Genomic DNA, 16,856 nt, shown 5'->3' on the forward strand with positions numbered 1-16,856 from the left:
TTTGAATATAAATGAGTAAATTTAGAATTATTTATTGATTTTAAATTTAGCTCATACCCCCCCATTTTTATACCATTGATACAGCATTTTGACTCCTTCTTCTAAATTTATTTTATGTTTCCAGCCTAAAGAGTGAATTTTTGAACAATCAGTTAGTTTATTCATTGCTCCATTAGGGCGATTAGCGTTAAAGGTCAAATCGCCTTTAAATCCAACTATCTCTTTGATTAATGTTGCTAGCTCTTTAATTGTAATATTTTCATTTGGGCCTATATTTAGATGGGTATTTTGTATCTCTTGTGAGTTATCGATAAGATCTTTAAAGTTTATCTTTTTCATGATAAACAAGGCGGCCTCTGCTAGATCATCACTATGTAAAAATTCTCTTGTAGGAGTCCCATCGCCCCATATTTCTACGCTATTTTCATTTATACCAAATTTGTTTAAATAAACTAAAGCTTCATCTAAATTTGGCATATTTAAATCATTTAGTAGCTCATCATATCTATTTTCATTTAGGAGTTTGGCTAAGTGCATTTTTCTTAAAATTCCAGGGACTACATGTGATTTTTCTAAATCAAATTTATCATTATTCCCATATAAATTTGTAGGGGTTATGGATATAAAATTTGTGTTGTATTGTAAATTATAGGACTCACACATCAAACAACCAGCGATTTTGGATAAGGCATAAGGCTTATTAGCATAATCCAAATCACCTTTTAACATCCAAGATTCATTAGTTGGTAAGGTGGCGTTTTTAGGATAAACTGTAGTTGAAGCTATAAAAAGCAATTTTTTAACACCATTTAAATATGCTTGATGGATGACATTACACTCTATCATTAAATTTTGATAGATGAAATCTGCTCTATATTTGCTATTGGCGCCTATGCCACCAGCTTTGGCGGCACAGAGTATCACAAATTCCGGTTTTTCTATCTCAAAAAATTTTTTAACTTCTTGCTGATTAGTAAGATCTAATTCATCATGTGTTTTATATATCAAATTTAGATAACCATCATTTTGTAATTTTCGTAAAATAGCACTACCGACTAGACCTCTATGCCCTGCGATATAAATTTTAGAGTTTTTCTCCATTTATTTCCTTGATAATAGGCTTATTTAACCCATAATTATTACATTAATTCGCCTAATTTTTACTTAAATTTAAGTTTTAATTTTGTGTGATAAGCATATCTCGCTCTGATAAAATCGGATTAGTTGTAGGCCACTCTATGCCTATTCTAGGGTCATTCCAAGCATAAGTAAATTGCTCATCTGCGTCTGTATATTTACCTATATATGCACATTTGTAATAATATACCGCACTTTGCGAGCTAACATAATGAGCATTGCCAAAACCAGCTGGGACTAAAATCATCTTTTGATTATCAGCATCTATTACAAACTCTTCATATTGTAAATATGTAGGTGAGTTTTCGTTACAATCTACTACTACTTGGTGTATTTGTCCATATACGCAAGTAGCTAATTTGTATGTATTTTTATCGCCATGAATGCCACGGATTACATTGTGCTTTGAGTGAATAAATTTATCATGGATAAATCTTAGATTATTTGGAAGGAGTTTATCGATAGCTTCGCTAGTAAATGCTGACCAAATCTCACCCCTTAAATCCCTAAATTTATTAGGAGTGATGATATAAACGCCTTTTAGTTTTTTAGACTCTTGTATATCAAATTCTATCGCCATCACGCAACCTTTAGCTCGCTAAGATAAGCGATAGAAATTTGAAATTTATTATTTAGAGGTCTGCCCCCCCCCACTATAACGCTATTTAGCAAATTTATTTGATTACTAATATCTATTTGGTGATTGCCTACGAAAAATCCATTTTCTTGCAGATATTTTGCGTTTTTTAGTTCGCCAAAAATTTCGTAATCAAAATATTTGATAACCTCATTTTGAGTAAAATCACCAGTAGCAATAGGGCGATACTCTATATTATTAGCTTCTAAAAGTTTGATAATATCAGCTCTTTTTAATTTTGAAGTAGGTTTTATAATGAGTGAAAATCCAAACCACGAGCTAGAGCCAATCTCTTGTTGTATGATAAAATCAGGATGATTTGCGAAGTATTTTTGGAAAAGCTTGGCATTTTCTCTTCTATGTTTTAAGAAATTTGGAAGTTTTTTTAGCTGTTCTATACCAATTGCTCCGCTCATCTCAACAGGGCGGACATTGTATCCAGGCAATACAAATCTAAACGACTCACTAAACCAATCATCGCTTTTTGGTGCTACTAGATTCTCTTTTGGCAAATTCCTAGTCCAACCATGCGCCCTAAGACATAATAAAATGTGATAAAGATCTTCATCATCAGTAACGACAAAACCACCCTCCATAGTAGCCATATGGTGAGAGTAAAATGTAGAAAATGTCCCCATAATACCGAATGTTCCGGCTTGTTTGCCTTTATATTCGGCTCCCATTGACTCGCAATTATCTTCTAATAAAATTATATTTTTATCACAAATCATAGCTTTAATAGCATCAAAATCATTTGGATTTCCGAGTAAATTGACACACATTATCATCTTTGTTTTATTGCTTATAGCATTTTTTAACGCTTCTAAATCATAATTTAGTGTATGTAAATCTACATCAACAAATTTGAGTTTAAGGCCATATTGATGAAGTGGGTAATATGTAGTGCTCCAAGATACGGCTGGGACTATTACTTCATCGCCTCTTTTTAGTTTATTATTTTTGGTATAAAATAGCGCTGCAGTTGCGATTAAATTCGCTGTCGAGCCTGAGCTTGTCATAACGGCGTATTTTGATCCGACAAATTTAGCGAAATCTTTTTCAAATTCGGCTACTTTCTTGCCCATTGTAAAGATATCGCTTTTGATAACTTCATTAATGGCGTTTAACTCTTTTTCATCCCAAGTTGATGATGCCAAAGAATACCCTTGCATAAATACTCCTTATAAAAATTAAAAGCTTAATTATATCAAATACTACTTAAAACTAACAAATAAATTTAAATTAAAACCTATAACTCACTCCAAGATATGCCCCCATATCAAGCTGTTTTAGTCTAAATGGCTTATCTTCTATCTTACTTATAGGTTGCGCCACCATAATCAAAGCTTATATCCAAATCTTTACTTTTATACATTGTACGCATAATTTTAGCTCCAAATTCTATATCCATCTATCACCTATTTCATACAAAGCGCTAGCTAGTTCGATATTATAGCTTTGCTACCACTTGATTTGCCGCCATGTTCATATGATATAGAGTATCTGTGTGTATTGTTTATTTGATAGCCAAATTTAGGGGATAATAAGAGATTATTATCAGATTTTAAATCATAATTATCATCATCGACCAAGCTATGATTTAAGCCACCACTAAATCCGATGAAATACCCATTAGCTAGGGCAAATGTAGCACTTAAAAATAGCATAAGAATTGTAGATTTGAATTTAAACATATTTATCCATTTATTTTTTGATTAGGGATTATAATGGCATTTTTATAAAATAAGGCTGAATTTGGTCAGCAATCTAGTTAATTTGGATATATTTTGTATTAAATCTATTTATATCTATTTTATTTTTTATTAGATATAATTGGCGAATTTTATATTTTTGAAGGATTTGGGGTTGCTTAGCTTTATTGTGCCTGTATTTTATAAAGATTATAACTCTTTTATATATAATAGAGCTGTAGAATTGATTAATAAATTTAGCAATCATCCAAAAATTGAAATAGTCATTGCCGATGCTAGTAAAAATCCAAATTTAATAGCTCACGCTAGTAATATCAAAATTATCACTCAAGGATAAATATCATAAAAAATTCTAAATTAAATATGGAGAATAATAAGAAATTTTTATTTGGATTTTCTATTTGGAAGCGTAAATTTATGGTGCCATTTTTGGGTGGAAATTTAAATTTCATAAGCACATTTAGCAAAGATCCACTTCTTTTGGCATTAAAAAAGGGATTAAATCCTAGCTCACTAGTCTATATCTGGGGCAAAAAAGAGTATCCAAAACTACAAAAATGGTGCGATGAAAATGGTGTGAGTATAATAAGGGTAGAAGATGGATTTATCCGATCAATCGGGCTAGGGAGCGATCTTACTAGGCCTTATTCTTTGGTTTTTGATGATGTTGGGATATATTTTGATACTACAAAACCAAGTAGATTAGAAAATATATTAAATTATCATAAATTCAGTGCTTATGAGTTAGAAGAGGCAATAAAATTAAAACAAAATTTGATAAATAGCAAAATTTCAAAATATAATGATGATAAAGATGGTATAATTACGCCTAAAAATAGCAAAAAAATAGCCTTAGTTATCGGTCAAGTCGAAGATGACGCTAGTGTAAAAATCGGTGCTGATGGGATGAAAAATATCGAGCTAATCAAACAAGCTAGATCAAACTCCCCTAAAGCTCATATCATCTACAAGCCCCATCCTGATGTGCTAAGTGGCAATAGAATAGGCCAAGTAGATGAGAGCGAGGCGCTAAAATATTGCGATGAGATCGTAACTGGGGTGAGTATGCCTGTGCTACTTGATATAGCTGATGAGATTCACACGATGACCTCTACAAGTGGCTTAGAGGCTATATTGCGTGGTAAAAGGGTTATTTGCTATGGTAGGCCGTTTTGGGCTGGATGGGGGTTGAGCGATGATAAAAAGCCACTTCCAAGGCGTTGTAGAAATTTAAATATAGATGAATTAATCGCTGGAGCCTATATAATCTATCCTAGATATATCTATCCGGTGAGTTTAGAGACTTGTGGGGCTAGTGATTTGGTTTTGGCTTTACAAGGGCAAAAGCAAGAGCTTCAAAAGCCGATAAATGCGGTTTTACATAAGATCTGGTCGCTATATGCTAGAATAGGGCAGAAAATTTTATATGTAGTTTTATTTGTGGTAAAAAGATGAGATTAGAAGAGAGAATTACTGGTATTAAAGGCAAAAATGTCTTGCTTTTACAAGGTCCTATGGGGGATTTTTTTAATAAGCTTGATAATATTTGTACCAAAAAGGGCGCTTTTGTAACTAGAATTGGATTTAATGCTGGTGATGCCTATTTTTCTAAAAGTAAAAATTATATCGCATATAAAGCCAAACCAAAGCAGTGGCCTAAATTTATAAATAAATTTTATCAAGATAATAATATTGATATTGTCTTTTTATTTGGGGATTGTAGATTTTATCACAAAATGGCTATTAAGATAGCTAGGAATTTGGGGATTAGTGTTTATGTCTTTGAAGAGGGGTATTTGCGTCCTGGATTTATCACAATGGAGTCTTATGGGGTCAATAACCACTCTAAAATGCCTAGAGATAGGGAATTTTATGATGCTTACAAGCCACTAACCAAGCCATTTTCAGCTAAATCCACCTCTACTTATGCCTTGATGGCGTGGTGGGCGGTGCAGTATTATCTCATAGCAAATATATTCTATTTTTTATATCCTAACTACATTCATCATCGTGATTTTTCGCCTATTAGAGAGGGGTTTTATGGGATTCGCAATCTTTTTAGAAAGATTAAATATAAATTTAGCGAAAAAAATTTAAATGAGCGTTTAAATGGGGAGCTAAGTGGGAGATACTATTTTGTAGCACTTCAAACTCATGATGATTTTCAGGTTAGAACTCACTCTAGATTTAAGACTATGGAGAGCTTTATTGAGTATATTATCTCATCATTTTCTAAGAATGCGCCTAAGGATATGATTTTGATCTTTAAGCATCATCCGATGGATAGAGGCAAGAAAAATTATAGCTCATATATTGGCTATTTAGCTCAAATTTATAAGGTTGAAGGGCGTGTGATGGCTGCATTTGATGCTCATTTGCCTACAATAATCAAAAACTCAAAAGCTGTAATTTTAATCAATAGCACCGTCGGGCTAAATGCCCTAAGCTACTCTAAGCCTGTAATTTGCCTTGGAAAATCTATGTATGATATCAAAGGCCTTACTACAAAAGATATAAATTTAGATAAATTTTGGACTATTCAATCTAAGGTTGATAGCGAGCTTTATGCCAAATTTAGGGCATATTTGATAGATAATACACAGATAATTGGGAGCTATTATCTAAAAGATGGGGTGGAATTTAAATAATTTTTGGATTGATTTGTAACTAATCTAAAAAGAAATCCTGATGTATTTTCTAAATGGTGGAATTTAAATAGTTTTTGGGCTGATTTGTAACCTTATTTTGCTATAATTTATCAAATAATTTTGCGGAGGATATAGTGCTAAATGTCATAAGGGCGCTATTTTTTAGAGAGCTAAAAACTAGATTTGGCAAAAATAGGCATCTAGGATACTTCTGGGTAGTTGGTGAGCCACTGATGCAAATCCTTGTGATAACTACTTTAGTAACCTTGATCCGTGAGTATATCACGAATTTATCTATCCCTGGTGGGACGCCTGTTTTTATGTTTTTGGCTTGTGGGATAATTCCTTTTTTTATGTTTAGAAATATTGTTACGCAGCTTATGGGCGGGATAGCTGGGAATTTAACTCTATTTTTTTATAAGCCTGTTAGGCCAATTCATGTATTTTTAGCTAGAACTTTGCTTGAGTTTTATATGTACTCTTTGATATTTTTTTGTGTGATGGTTTTGGCTGGGTGGATAATGGGCTATGATGTCTTGCCTAGGGATTTTTTGGCTATGTTTGTTAGTTTGGCCTTGATGGTGCTATCTGGATTTAGCCTTGGTGTGATATTTGCGATTATTACGCATTTTATGGAGCCGCTTAAGATTGTTTTGACATATTTTACAGCTGCTTTGTATATGCTATCTTGTGTGATTTTTCCCATTTGGATAATTCCATCTAATATATTACAATATATGCTTTATAACCCTATGCTTCATATTTGCGAGAGTATAAAATATTATTATTTTGATGGATATCCGCTAGCTGATGGTGTGAATTTGGCTTATCCATTGGTTTTTAATGTAGTGCTATTATTTATAGGATTTTGGTTTTACTATTATAAAAGAAGAGAATTGGTAGCGAGCAGACCATGATAAAATTAGACAATTTAACCAAATTTTACCCACTAAGCAATGGCGATAAGCACTTTGTCTTTCGTGAATTTACCTTCACATTTCCTGATGATTGTAGTATAGGCTTAATCGGTAGAAACGGCGCTGGTAAATCCACTCTTATGCGACTTTTGAGCGGGGCTGATATCCCAAATGCTGGCAGAGTCATCACGGATAAGAAAATCTCATGGCCGGTTGGTCTAGCTGGTGGATTTCAAAGTTCACTTTCAGCTAGGGATAATGTGAAGTTTGTAGCTAGAGTTTATGGATATAGGGGCGAGGCCTTAGAAGAGAAGGTGCGTTATATTGAGGAATTTGCTGAGATTGGTAAATACTTTGATGAACCGATGAACACCTACTCATCAGGTATGCGATCACGCATAGGATTTGGGCTTAGTATGGCTTTTGACTTTGATTATTATTTGATAGATGAGGCCGGGGCTGTAGGCGATGCTAAATTTAAGAAAAAAAGCGATGCTATATATAAAGAAAAACTAAGCAATTCCAAGGTTATAATGGTATCGCACAATATGGCCGAGATAAAGCAGTGGTGCGATAAGATAATCTTAGTAAATAGCGGAATGACTACAGTTTATGATGATGTAGATGAAGGAATTGAAATGTATAAAAGGATATGCAGTTGAATAAAAGAACTATGATTTTAAGATCTATTAAGGATCTAAAACAACACAAAGAGCGTCTAAATAGACTTGATAGTTTTAAAACTGTGATTTATATAATGATTGTGGTGATATTTTACTATGCCTTTATCGCTGCTGATAGATATGTTAGTAATGTCTCTCTAAGCGTTAAATCCACAGATGGTGGCTCGCCAATATCTTTAAGCGGGATAGAGAGTTTGGTAGGGGTGGCGTCTAGCTCAACTGAAGATATCAAGCTTTTACAAGAGTATATAAAATCCTTTGATATGCTCCAAAAACTTGATGAAAAGATAAATTTAAGATCGCTTTATGAAAAGCAAAAAATAGATCTATTTTTCCGTATCTACTCATCAACTAGCAAAGAGAGCTATCTAAAATATTATAGAGATAGAATCCATATATTATTTGATGATACAACAGGGCTTTTAAATGTCGCTGTAGAGGGCTTTAGCCCTGAAGATGCTCGTAATATCTCGGCCGCTATTTTAGAAGAGAGTGAGAGATTTATAAATGAAATTTCGCATAATATCGCTAGAGAGCAGCTAAGATTTGCCCAAGGTGAGCTAGAGAGTGCTAAACAAAAGTATAAAGATGCCAAAAATGAGCTTTTGGCTTTTCAAAATGAGTATGGAGTCTTTGACCCTCAAAGCCTAGCTAAAACCAAGGCTGGATTTATCACCGAAATAGAGCTTCAAATATCTAAAAAAGAGACTGAACTCAACACTATGAGAAGTTATCTTAATGACAATGCGCCTGAAATTGCAGCTTTAAAAGCTGAATTAAGAGCGCATAAAGAGCAGTTAGAAAAAGAAAAACGCAAGGTAGCATCCAATGCTTCTCAAGATAAATTAAATGATGTTGTAGCGCAATTTGAGGCTTTGTATCTGAATTTAAGCTTTGCTGAGGATGTATATAAAACCGCTATCACAGCTGTTGAGACAACTAGAATTGAGATCGGTAGAAAGGCTAAGCAAGTAGTAGTGATCCAAAGCCCATATGTACCAGATAGCGCTGCGTATCCAAATAAAATGTATAATATCATCACGATTTTTGTGATTTTGACGCTGATATTTGGGGTTGTGAGGCTAGTTCGTGCTATCATCGATGAGCATAGATATTGATAGATGAAAAAACCATATAAAAATGGAATTTTATTAGCAGCGACTAGTAACTCCGCCTTTGCTATCGGGACAATGGTGGCAAATATCGCTGAGGTAATGGGCGGTGAAGTTGATATATTTTATATCGTTCATGATGGATTTACGCAAAGTGAGCTAGAAGCGTTTGCTAGGGTTGCTGGTGGGGCGAAGGTTAAATTTATTAGCTTTACCAAGGATGATTTTGCTAAGAGATTAAAGCCACACACAAATAACCAAAATATCTTAAATTCGCCCTTTTTCTCTCGCTGGACACATATGGCTTATGGGATGTTTGAGCCACTTTTGTTGCTTGATGAGTGTGAGTGTATAGTCTATCTTGATTTTGATATTTTGCTACTTAAAGGAGTTGGTGAGCTATTTAGATTGAAGGGTTATCACTTTAGCGCTCATAGGGGTAAGAGTCTTTTAAATCCAACACTTAGGGATTATAACGGCGAATTTAAAGATTGTAGAGTTTATAGAAGTGGGATTGTGGCCTACTATGATACAATCCCAAACCCAAAAGAGTGCTATAATCAAATCTATAATTATAGCGCAAAATATGGAGCCAATGACCAAGGCGTGCTTAGCTTATTAATCTTAGATAATAAATTTAAAGTCAAAAATCTAGGCTATGAATACACTAGTAGCACATTTTGGCGTAAAAGCATAGGAGCATCGATAATCCACGCTTGGGGGCGAGATGGGCGGTTTTGGAATAATGAGCTAGTTTATCAATTTTGGGGCGAAATTTGGGATAAATACTACCAAAAATGGCTAAAATGCGGTGGCAGCGAGTATAAAGGTGGCTTCATTTGTAAAGCCAATTACGCCATAGAGAGAATAAGATATCACCTAGCTTACAAACTTGGTTATGCGATGATAGAAAATCACACAACTATATTTGGCAAGATTAAATTGCCTTTTATTTTATTAGCTATCGCTTTAAAGCATAGAGGTCAAAAGATAGAGTATCTCCAAATTATCCAAACCAAACCAAATTTAAAAGTCCCACCAATAGAGCATTACGAAGATTATAAACCCGCCCTAGCTGAAAAACAAAGCGCACCATACAGACTAGGCCAAGCCCTTATCAAAGCCACCAAAACTTGGTATAAAGGCGGATTAATAAAATTATATTTTGAAATAAATGAGATAAAAAGGGATAAAAAGGGATAAATTATCAAATTTTAATTATAATTAAAGCGTGAAAATCAAAAAATTTAGCTAAAATTTAAAAATTTCAAACTTAACTTTTAGTGGAGTAAAAAATGTCAAAATTAAACATAGACCAAAAAAAGATTAAACAATTATTTGAAGATAAAAGATCTGATTTTTTAATACCTGATTATCAACGCCCTTATGCTTGGGGAGAAGATGAGTGTCAAACTCTTTGGAAAGATATTTTTGATTTCGCTTTTCCAGATAAAAAACCTGAAAATTTTAATTCTGATGAAGAATATTTTTTAGGCCCTATTGTAACTTTTGAGAATAATAAAAAGCTTGAAGTAATAGATGGGCAACAAAGGCTTACTACTTTAATGCTATTACTTAGGGTTTTTTATAAAAGACTTGAAAAAATGGAAGATGAAAATTCTATGCGAACAAAGCAAAACTTGGCACAATGTATTTGGAAAAGTGATGAATTTGGCAATGAAAACAAAGAAAAATTAAAAATAGATTCTCAGGTAGCCTTAGATGAACATAAGAATGAATTTTTAGAAATTCTAAAAACTGGTGATGCTAAAGATTTTAAAAGCCAGTATGCCATAAATTTTAGGTATTTTGAAAAAGAAGTAGATGAATTTTTAAAAGAATATCCTAATTATTTCGCTTATTTACCAACTAGAATTTTAAATAATTGTATTTTGTTGCCTATTGAAGCAGATAATGAAAAAACAGCACTTAGGATTTTTTCTACTTTAAATGATAGAGGCAAGCCACTAGCTGATGCAGATATTTTTAAAGCACAATTTTATAAATTTTATGTAGCAAAAAATCAAAAAGATGAATTTATAGAAAAATGGAAAAATTTGGAAATTTTATGTAAAGAGGTATTTTCTAAAAAAGATAATACTTCTACTGATGAAATTTTTAATCGTTATATGTATTATCAAAGAGCTTTAAAAGGTAATAAAAATAGCACAACAGAGGGTTTGAGAGATTTTTATGAAAAGGATAGTTATGCTTTATTAAAAAGCGATAGGACTTTTGAAGACTTGCAAAACTTGGGTAGCTTTTGGCAAGCAATTTCTATTCAAGATAAAAATTATTTTGATGAAAATACTTTAAGATGGCTTTTTATTTTAAACTATGCCCCAAATATAATGTGGGCAAATATCACTTCTGTATATTTTATGAAAAATAAGGATGAGCAAAATAAGCTTGATAATATAAAATTTGCTAAATTTTTAGAGAAAATAACAGCGTTTATTTTTGCATATTCTTTTATATATCCTAGCGTCTCTCAGCTAAGAATACCTATTTATAGCGTTATGGTAGATATTATTAACGACAAGGAAATGGATTTTTCAAAGTTTTTGTTTGAAAAAGAAAATTTAAAAACATTTATACAAACTCAAAAATTTAGCAATAATAATTCAATAACTCGTTCTATGCTTACTTGGTGGTTTTTAAAAGATAGTACCCAGAAAACACCGGGATTAACTGAGCAATTTCAAATAGAACATATTTACGCAAAAGAAAGAGCAAAAAGAGAAAATTTTAGTGGCAATGAAATAGAATTTATTGGCAATAAAGTCCTTTTGGAGAGAAAAATAAACATTAGAGCAAGTGATTTTAGTTTTGCTGACAAAGAAAAACATTATAAAAAATCACAAAATAATGAATTAAACTCTATACATAAAAACTATAGTGAATTTAGCAAAACCGAAATAATAGAAAGAAATAATAATATTATAAATGATTTTATTTCTTTTGTAGAAAAAAACAATTTAATTAAAACAACAAGTTAATTTTAGTTGTATTAAAAGGATAAGAAATAAAATCTCATATAAAAACCGCTGAAATCATACTCTCAGCCTTGCCTTATACACAAAAGTTTCGTGGGCAAGTTTTTGTGATAAAATATGGTGGTGCTCAAGCTATGGTTGATGTAGCTGAAGCAGCTAGAAAAACTCTAGACAAGCTAAGAGCTGACCTAGGTTCAGTACAAAATCAATTAGTAGCTACTATAAATAATATTACAGTTACTCAAGTAAATGTAAAATCAGCCAAATCTCAAATAAGAGATGTAGACTTTGCTAGCGAGAGTGCAAACTTCTCTAAATTTAACATACTAGCCCAAAGTGGAAGCTACGCTATGAGTCAGGCAAATGCTGTCCAACAAAATATATTAAGACTACTACAGTAACTTAAATTTACTCGCAATGCTTAGTCATTGCGAGGGTTTATTAAATTCTAGTAATATTTATCAAATAACACTTATGTAAAAAATTACTTTATATTTATTAAAAATTTGCAATGACGATTTAAAGTATAAATTTGATTTAAATCATCCTAATTTTTACTAAACTTAGATAAAATTACCTAAATTTAAATAAAATCAAATTGTATAAAATTCAAAAAAAGGTTATAAAATGAACAATATTTTCACAATTCCAGCCACTGGTTATGCGATGTTATCTAAGGATTCTAAATTCACTCCAATTGAATTTACCCGTCATAGTGTAGGAGATAATGATATATTAATTGAAATTCTATATTCGGGAATTTGCCATAGCGATATTCACACGGCCAAAGATGAATGGGGTGGTACGAGCTATCCATGTATTCCAGGTCATGAGATCGCAGGTCAGGTAATAGCTGTAGGTAAAAATGTAACTAAATTTAAAATTGGCGACTATGCTGGAGTTGGTTGTATGGTAAATAGCTGCGGTGAGTGCGAGGCGTGTAAGGCTAGTCAAGAGCAGTTTTGTCAGCAAGGAAAAACAGTTTATACCTATAATTGCCCTGACTTTTTCCATGGTGGCAAGATAACATTTGGTGGATACTCAAGCAACATTGTAGTAAGTCAAAATTTCGCTATTAAAGTTCGAGCAAACGCCCCATTAGATAAAGTAGCTCCACTACTTTGTGCTGGAATTACTACATATTCACCACTTAAATTTTCTAAAATTAAAGCCGGTGATAAGGTTGGTGTAGCTGGATTTGGTGGGCTTGGAATGATGGCGCTAAAATACGCAGTCAAAATGGGCGCACAAGTTAGCGTATTTGCTAGAAATGAGAATAAAAAGGCCGATGCTCTAGCCCTTGGCGCTACTAGTTTTTATACAAATACAGATAAAAATATCGTTAATGAAAGATTTGATCTGATTATCTCGACAATTCCAACATCATATGATGTTATAGCATATATTGATCTGCTTAAATTTGGAGGAGAGTTAGCTATTGTAGGGCTGCCACCTTATAAAGAAGCACCAAGTGTGAGTATAATTGATCTAGTACATAAGGCTGGTAAGAAAATTTATGGTTCATTAATTGGGGGAATTAAAGAGACCCAAGAGATGTTGGATTTTTCGCTTGAAAATGAGATTTATCCAGAAACTATACTTATTACTCCAAATCAGATTGATGAGGCGTATGAAAAGCTAACAAACGGCTCAGGGCAGTTTAGATATGTGATTGATATGAAGGCAAGTAACTAGAGTGGCGTTTGCGATTTTTGCTATTTCAATGGCGCTAATTTATACTAGGCCGTTTGGACTTCCAGTGTGGGCTAGTGCGGTTGCAGGTGCGATAGCGGCTATGATGTTTGGCGTGGTGAGCGTCTCATCTGCCTTTGGCGTATTAGCAATGGTATGGGATTCTACTTTGGTGCTAGTGGGGCTAATTATCATTGCTATGGCGTTTGAGCAGATGGGATTTTTTGACGCTTTGGCTGGGAGAATTATTGGAAAATTTGCTAAAGGTAGTGGTGGAATTTATAGGATTGCAACGCTTAAATTTTTTGCTCTTATGATGGGATTGGGTCTATTTGTAGCTACATTTTTAGCAAATGATGGAGCAATTTTAGTGCTAACCCCTTTAGTTTTTGCACTATTTTCTAATACTAAAGATGAGCTAAGTATAACCACACCCTTAGTGGCATTTTTATTATTTTTTGGTTTTTTGAGTGATTTTGGTTCTAATGCTTTGATTATCTCAAATTTAACCAATATCATAACTGCAAAGCTTTTTAATCTCTCATTTAAAGAGTATTTTGAGGCGATGGTTTTAGCCCAAATTTTTGCTTTTATTGCTGCGTGTGGGTTGTTTTGGTTGGTGTTAGCTAGGCGACTTCCTGCAGTGCTAGAGTTTAAGCTGCCAGCTAGAAGGATTGGGTCTGGGAGATTTTTGGCGTGTCTATTTTTGCTGATTTTGTTGCCTATTGGGAGTATGATTTTTGAAGAGATGGAGTTGCCAATTAGCCTATTTATCTTGCTGGTTGCACTAATTTCTATAATGATGCAAGATAGTGGCAAATTTGCACTTTTTAAGCGTGCACCTTTTGGCGTAGTAGTCTTTAGCGTAGGGCTTTTTGTGATGGTTTATGGTGTTGGAATGGCTGGGATTTTGGAGTTTTTACGCCAAAATATCCAGATGCTTGCTGGGCTTGATAGATTTAGTTCGCTTCTTGGTATCGCACTTGGTTCAAGTATTGGCTCAGCATTAATTAATAACTTGCCAATGGTAATGCTAGGAGATCTTGCACTTAGGGATTTTGGTGCTGATATGGGGCTGATTTATGCTCATTTACTAGGGTGTAATATCGGTTCAAAGCTTACGCCAATTGGTTCGCTAGCTACGCTTTTATGGCTTGCAAACCTTAAGCTTCGTGGGGTGAAAATATCCCTTTTAGATTATTTTAAATTTACTTTTATTTTTAGCCTTGGCGTGCTATTTGCAGCAGTTTTAGGCTTGTGGATTGGAGAGAGTTTTGACATTTAGAACGCATTTAGCAATTGGAGCCCTTGGAGCGATGGGCTTTGTGGGCGCAGTAGATTTAAGCGGTGTGGCAAATTTAGATAAAACACAAACTGCTTATGTGGTGGGGTTGATTTTATTTGGTTCTGTTTTGCCTGATATTGATGAGCCTAGAAGCTTTATTTCACGCAAATTTCCACTGATTTCGCAGATTACTGCGACATTTTTTAAACATCGTGGACCAACACATTTTTTATTTATTCCGGTGCTGCTTTTTGTAGCGTGGGCGATTTTTGGGCAGATTGCATGGGGGGCGCTAGGATTTGGTATGATTATGCATCATGTCGGGGATATGCTAACACCTAGTGGAATACAGGGATATTTTTATCCATTTAAAAAGCGTTTTGTGGCTCGAATTTTGCCTAAGAAAATAGCAGTAAAGACTGGCTCAACAGTTGAGATGGCCTTAGTTTTGCCAGCTATTTTGGCAGTTGATGGGTTTTTAGGAGCAAAGATTTTGGGCTTTGATATTGATATGGGTAGGATACTTGGAATTTTAAATTTGATTTAAATTTACCTACTTAAATCTAAAGATATATAACAAAAGTAATATAAATAACTAATGTAAATTTAATATATAATTTACCATTAATTAATTATATTTTGCGACAATTTTTCGGTAAATTTAAAATTAGGTTATCTATGATTAGAGTTGTTCTTTTGTGTTGGATTATATTGCTTGGATTTAGTGGTTGTGCTGTGCCAAATGCCCTTTCTATCGCTGTTATGCCTGATGATTATATAAGCAAATTTGGGGTGAATAAATGCGATCAGAGCTACTTTGAAAATGAGATTCAAAAGGCCAAAGATAATAAAGATCCGATATATACTGCTATAAATGCTGCTTCAATAGCTAGAGTTTGTCAGGAATTCGCACTTAGCAATGAGCTTTTGGATATTGCTGAAGATAAGTATAAATATGATGTGGATTTAGAAAGTACAGGCAATAAGATAGCTAGAAACCTTGTAGGGATACTTTTAAATGATACATTTAGTGATTATGATGGAAATTTGTATGAGAGAATAATGGTAAATCTCTATAAGGGACTGAATTTTATGAGTTTAAATGACTTTGAAAATGCTAGAGTGGAGTTTAATCGTGCTTTAATCCGTCAAGATATGGCTAAGGAGTATTTCGCTCCACAGATCCAAGCGGCCAAAGAGGAGCTAGAGAAACAAAAAAGCGACCCAAATTACAAAAAGAATTTAAAAAATACTAAATTAGTATATGATGAGTATTCTAGGCTTTTTAAGGAGTTTAAAACTAGTGAAAATTTCATCAATCCATATGCTACTTATGCGGCTTCTGTCTTTTTCTATTTAGATAAGGATTATAAAAATTCAGCAGATAAATTCCGTGAAATAGCTATCGCTAATCCTAAAAATAAAGCGATATCAGCTATAAACAAAAGATTGCAAACTAGAGCCAAAAATGTAAAATCTAAGGGCAAAAAATATATATTTTTAGCTTATGAAGATGGCCTTGGGACTATAAAAAATGAATTTGCTATAAATATTCCATATATTATTAGCGATGGGGTGGCAACTTTGAGTTTATCTTTGCCGATGCTTAAAAAGCGTGATTTTAGCTATAAAGATATAAGCATAAATGGGGTTAAGGCGACTCAAATTAGTAATTTTGATAATATTTTTGCTACTGAGTTTAAAATAGAGCTTCCTTGGATAATCACTAAATCTATATTATCAGGCACTATCAAATCCGCAACTAGTGCTGTCGTGGCTGATAAATTTGGTGGGGTAGCGTCTTTGGCTACAACTTTTTTGCTTTCAGCAACAAATAAAGCTGATATAAGAGTGTGGCAAACTCTACCGAAAATAGCTAGTATCGCTATGGTAGAAAATAAAGGCTCATATACAATCAAAGATAGTAGCGGTAAAATCATAGCTAGTGATAAGATAGATAAGAGCAAAGATGCGTTGATCTGGCTGAGATCATCAAATAAAGATATGGTAAAATCCATTATAATACAGAGGTGAAAT

Annotated in this window: 16 protein-coding genes and 1 pseudogene; 13 read left to right on the forward strand and 4 right to left on the reverse strand. The window is 33.4% G+C overall.

All coding sequences use genetic code 11. The annotated features are described in order from the left end of the window. Positions 1-51: 51 nt before the first annotated feature. The 4 genes from CIGN_RS00620 to CIGN_RS00635 form a co-directional block, all read right to left on the reverse strand. Entirely contained in the window at positions 52-1,101 is a 1,050-nt protein-coding gene (locus tag CIGN_RS00620) for a GDP-L-fucose synthase family protein (RefSeq protein WP_086301948.1), read from the reverse strand. Positions 1,102-1,177: 76 nt separating this feature from the next. Continuing rightward, the gene (locus tag CIGN_RS00625) at positions 1,178-1,717 is read right to left on the reverse strand and encodes a dTDP-4-dehydrorhamnose 3,5-epimerase family protein (RefSeq protein WP_086239276.1); all 540 of its coding nucleotides are present in this window, start codon (positions 1,715-1,717) and stop codon (positions 1,178-1,180) included. Beyond that, positions 1,717-2,946 carry a DegT/DnrJ/EryC1/StrS family aminotransferase gene (locus CIGN_RS00630; protein ID WP_086301949.1) on the reverse strand — a complete coding sequence of 410 codons (1,230 nt, stop codon included), beginning with the start codon at positions 2,944-2,946 and terminating at the stop codon, positions 1,717-1,719. The genes CIGN_RS00625 and CIGN_RS00630 overlap by 1 nt, the downstream gene beginning before the upstream one ends. Before the next feature lie 267 nt (positions 2,947-3,213). Further along, complete coding sequence (locus CIGN_RS00635; protein WP_086301950.1) at positions 3,214-3,468, reverse strand: hypothetical protein; 255 nt, start codon at positions 3,466-3,468, stop codon at positions 3,214-3,216. Between the two features lie 172 nt (positions 3,469-3,640). On the opposite strand from CIGN_RS00635, the gene CIGN_RS00640 reads away from it, so the two are divergent. From CIGN_RS00640 to CIGN_RS00700, 13 genes and pseudogenes are all read left to right on the forward strand, one after another. Beyond that, positions 3,641-3,823, forward strand: a complete 183-nt coding sequence (locus CIGN_RS00640) for a hypothetical protein (RefSeq protein ID WP_086301951.1) — start codon at positions 3,641-3,643, stop codon at positions 3,821-3,823. A gap of 26 nt (positions 3,824-3,849) precedes the next feature. Beyond that, a complete protein-coding gene (locus tag CIGN_RS00645; protein ID WP_086301952.1) occupies positions 3,850-4,941 on the forward strand; it encodes a capsular polysaccharide export protein, LipB/KpsS family in 1,092 nt (363 codons plus the stop codon). Next, positions 4,938-6,134 (forward strand): capsule polysaccharide biogenesis protein, encoded by a 1,197-nt coding sequence (locus CIGN_RS00650; RefSeq protein ID WP_086301953.1) that lies wholly within the window; start codon positions 4,938-4,940, stop codon positions 6,132-6,134. Before CIGN_RS00645 ends, CIGN_RS00650 begins: the two co-directional genes overlap by 4 nt. Before the next feature lie 134 nt (positions 6,135-6,268). Then, positions 6,269-7,051, forward strand: coding sequence for a capsule polysaccharide transporter KpsM (gene kpsM, locus CIGN_RS00655; RefSeq protein WP_086301954.1), 783 nt, complete (start codon positions 6,269-6,271; stop codon positions 7,049-7,051). Then, a complete protein-coding gene (locus tag CIGN_RS00660; RefSeq protein WP_086239058.1) occupies positions 7,048-7,713 on the forward strand; it encodes an ABC transporter ATP-binding protein in 666 nt (221 codons plus the stop codon). Before kpsM ends, CIGN_RS00660 begins: the two co-directional genes overlap by 4 nt. Beyond that, a complete protein-coding gene (locus CIGN_RS00665) occupies positions 7,710-8,852 on the forward strand; it encodes a KpsE/RkpR family capsule polysaccharide export protein (RefSeq protein ID WP_434780847.1) in 1,143 nt (380 codons plus the stop codon). The genes CIGN_RS00660 and CIGN_RS00665 overlap by 4 nt, the downstream gene beginning before the upstream one ends. A 3-nt stretch (positions 8,853-8,855) precedes the next feature. Next, positions 8,856-10,049: a DUF8374 domain-containing protein gene (locus tag CIGN_RS00670; protein ID WP_086301955.1), complete on the forward strand. Its 1,194-nt coding sequence runs from the start codon at positions 8,856-8,858 to the stop codon at positions 10,047-10,049. Between the two features lie 92 nt (positions 10,050-10,141). Beyond that, a complete protein-coding gene (locus CIGN_RS00675) occupies positions 10,142-11,845 on the forward strand; it encodes a DUF262 domain-containing protein (RefSeq protein WP_086301956.1) in 1,704 nt (567 codons plus the stop codon). Positions 11,846-11,964: 119 nt separating this feature from the next. Next, positions 11,965-12,243, forward strand: a pseudogene (locus CIGN_RS00680) (flagellin); the annotation flags it as partial. Positions 12,244-12,469: 226 nt separating this feature from the next. Further along, positions 12,470-13,537 carry an NAD(P)-dependent alcohol dehydrogenase gene (locus CIGN_RS00685; protein ID WP_086224986.1) on the forward strand — a complete coding sequence of 356 codons (1,068 nt, stop codon included), beginning with the start codon at positions 12,470-12,472 and terminating at the stop codon, positions 13,535-13,537. A gap of 1 nt (position 13,538) precedes the next feature. Then, a complete protein-coding gene (locus CIGN_RS00690; RefSeq protein WP_086301958.1) occupies positions 13,539-14,819 on the forward strand; it encodes an ArsB/NhaD family transporter in 1,281 nt (426 codons plus the stop codon). Beyond that, positions 14,797-15,366 carry a metal-dependent hydrolase gene (locus CIGN_RS00695; RefSeq protein WP_141081323.1) on the forward strand — a complete coding sequence of 190 codons (570 nt, stop codon included), beginning with the start codon at positions 14,797-14,799 and terminating at the stop codon, positions 15,364-15,366. Before CIGN_RS00690 ends, CIGN_RS00695 begins: the two co-directional genes overlap by 23 nt. A gap of 131 nt (positions 15,367-15,497) precedes the next feature. Beyond that, on the forward strand, positions 15,498-16,853 hold the full coding sequence (locus CIGN_RS00700; RefSeq protein WP_236844762.1) for a COG3014 family protein: 1,356 nt from the start codon (positions 15,498-15,500) through the stop codon (positions 16,851-16,853). The last annotated feature ends 3 nt before the right edge of the window (positions 16,854-16,856 follow it).

Origin of the sequence: Campylobacter devanensis (assembly GCF_002139915.1) — a bacterium.
GTDB lineage: Bacteria > Campylobacterota > Campylobacteria > Campylobacterales > Campylobacteraceae > Campylobacter > Campylobacter devanensis.

Coding starts and splice junctions, on each gene's coding strand:
- CIGN_RS00620 (WP_086301948.1), bottom strand. CDS start 1,101: ATGGAGAAAAACTCTAAAATTTATATCGCAGGGCATAGAGGTCTAGTC.
- CIGN_RS00625 (WP_086239276.1), bottom strand. CDS start 1,717: ATGGCGATAGAATTTGATATACAAGAGTCTAAAAAACTAAAAGGCGTT.
- CIGN_RS00630 (WP_086301949.1), bottom strand. CDS start 2,946: ATGCAAGGGTATTCTTTGGCATCATCAACTTGGGATGAAAAAGAGTTA.
- CIGN_RS00635 (WP_086301950.1), bottom strand. CDS start 3,468: ATGTTTAAATTCAAATCTACAATTCTTATGCTATTTTTAAGTGCTACA.
- CIGN_RS00645 (WP_086301952.1), top strand. CDS start 3,850: ATGGAGAATAATAAGAAATTTTTATTTGGATTTTCTATTTGGAAGCGT.
- CIGN_RS00650 (WP_086301953.1), top strand. CDS start 4,938: ATGAGATTAGAAGAGAGAATTACTGGTATTAAAGGCAAAAATGTCTTG.
- CIGN_RS00660 (WP_086239058.1), top strand. CDS start 7,048: ATGATAAAATTAGACAATTTAACCAAATTTTACCCACTAAGCAATGGC.
- CIGN_RS00670 (WP_086301955.1), top strand. CDS start 8,856: ATGAAAAAACCATATAAAAATGGAATTTTATTAGCAGCGACTAGTAAC.
- CIGN_RS00675 (WP_086301956.1), top strand. CDS start 10,142: ATGTCAAAATTAAACATAGACCAAAAAAAGATTAAACAATTATTTGAA.
- CIGN_RS00685 (WP_086224986.1), top strand. CDS start 12,470: ATGAACAATATTTTCACAATTCCAGCCACTGGTTATGCGATGTTATCT.
- CIGN_RS00700 (WP_236844762.1), top strand. CDS start 15,498: ATGATTAGAGTTGTTCTTTTGTGTTGGATTATATTGCTTGGATTTAGT.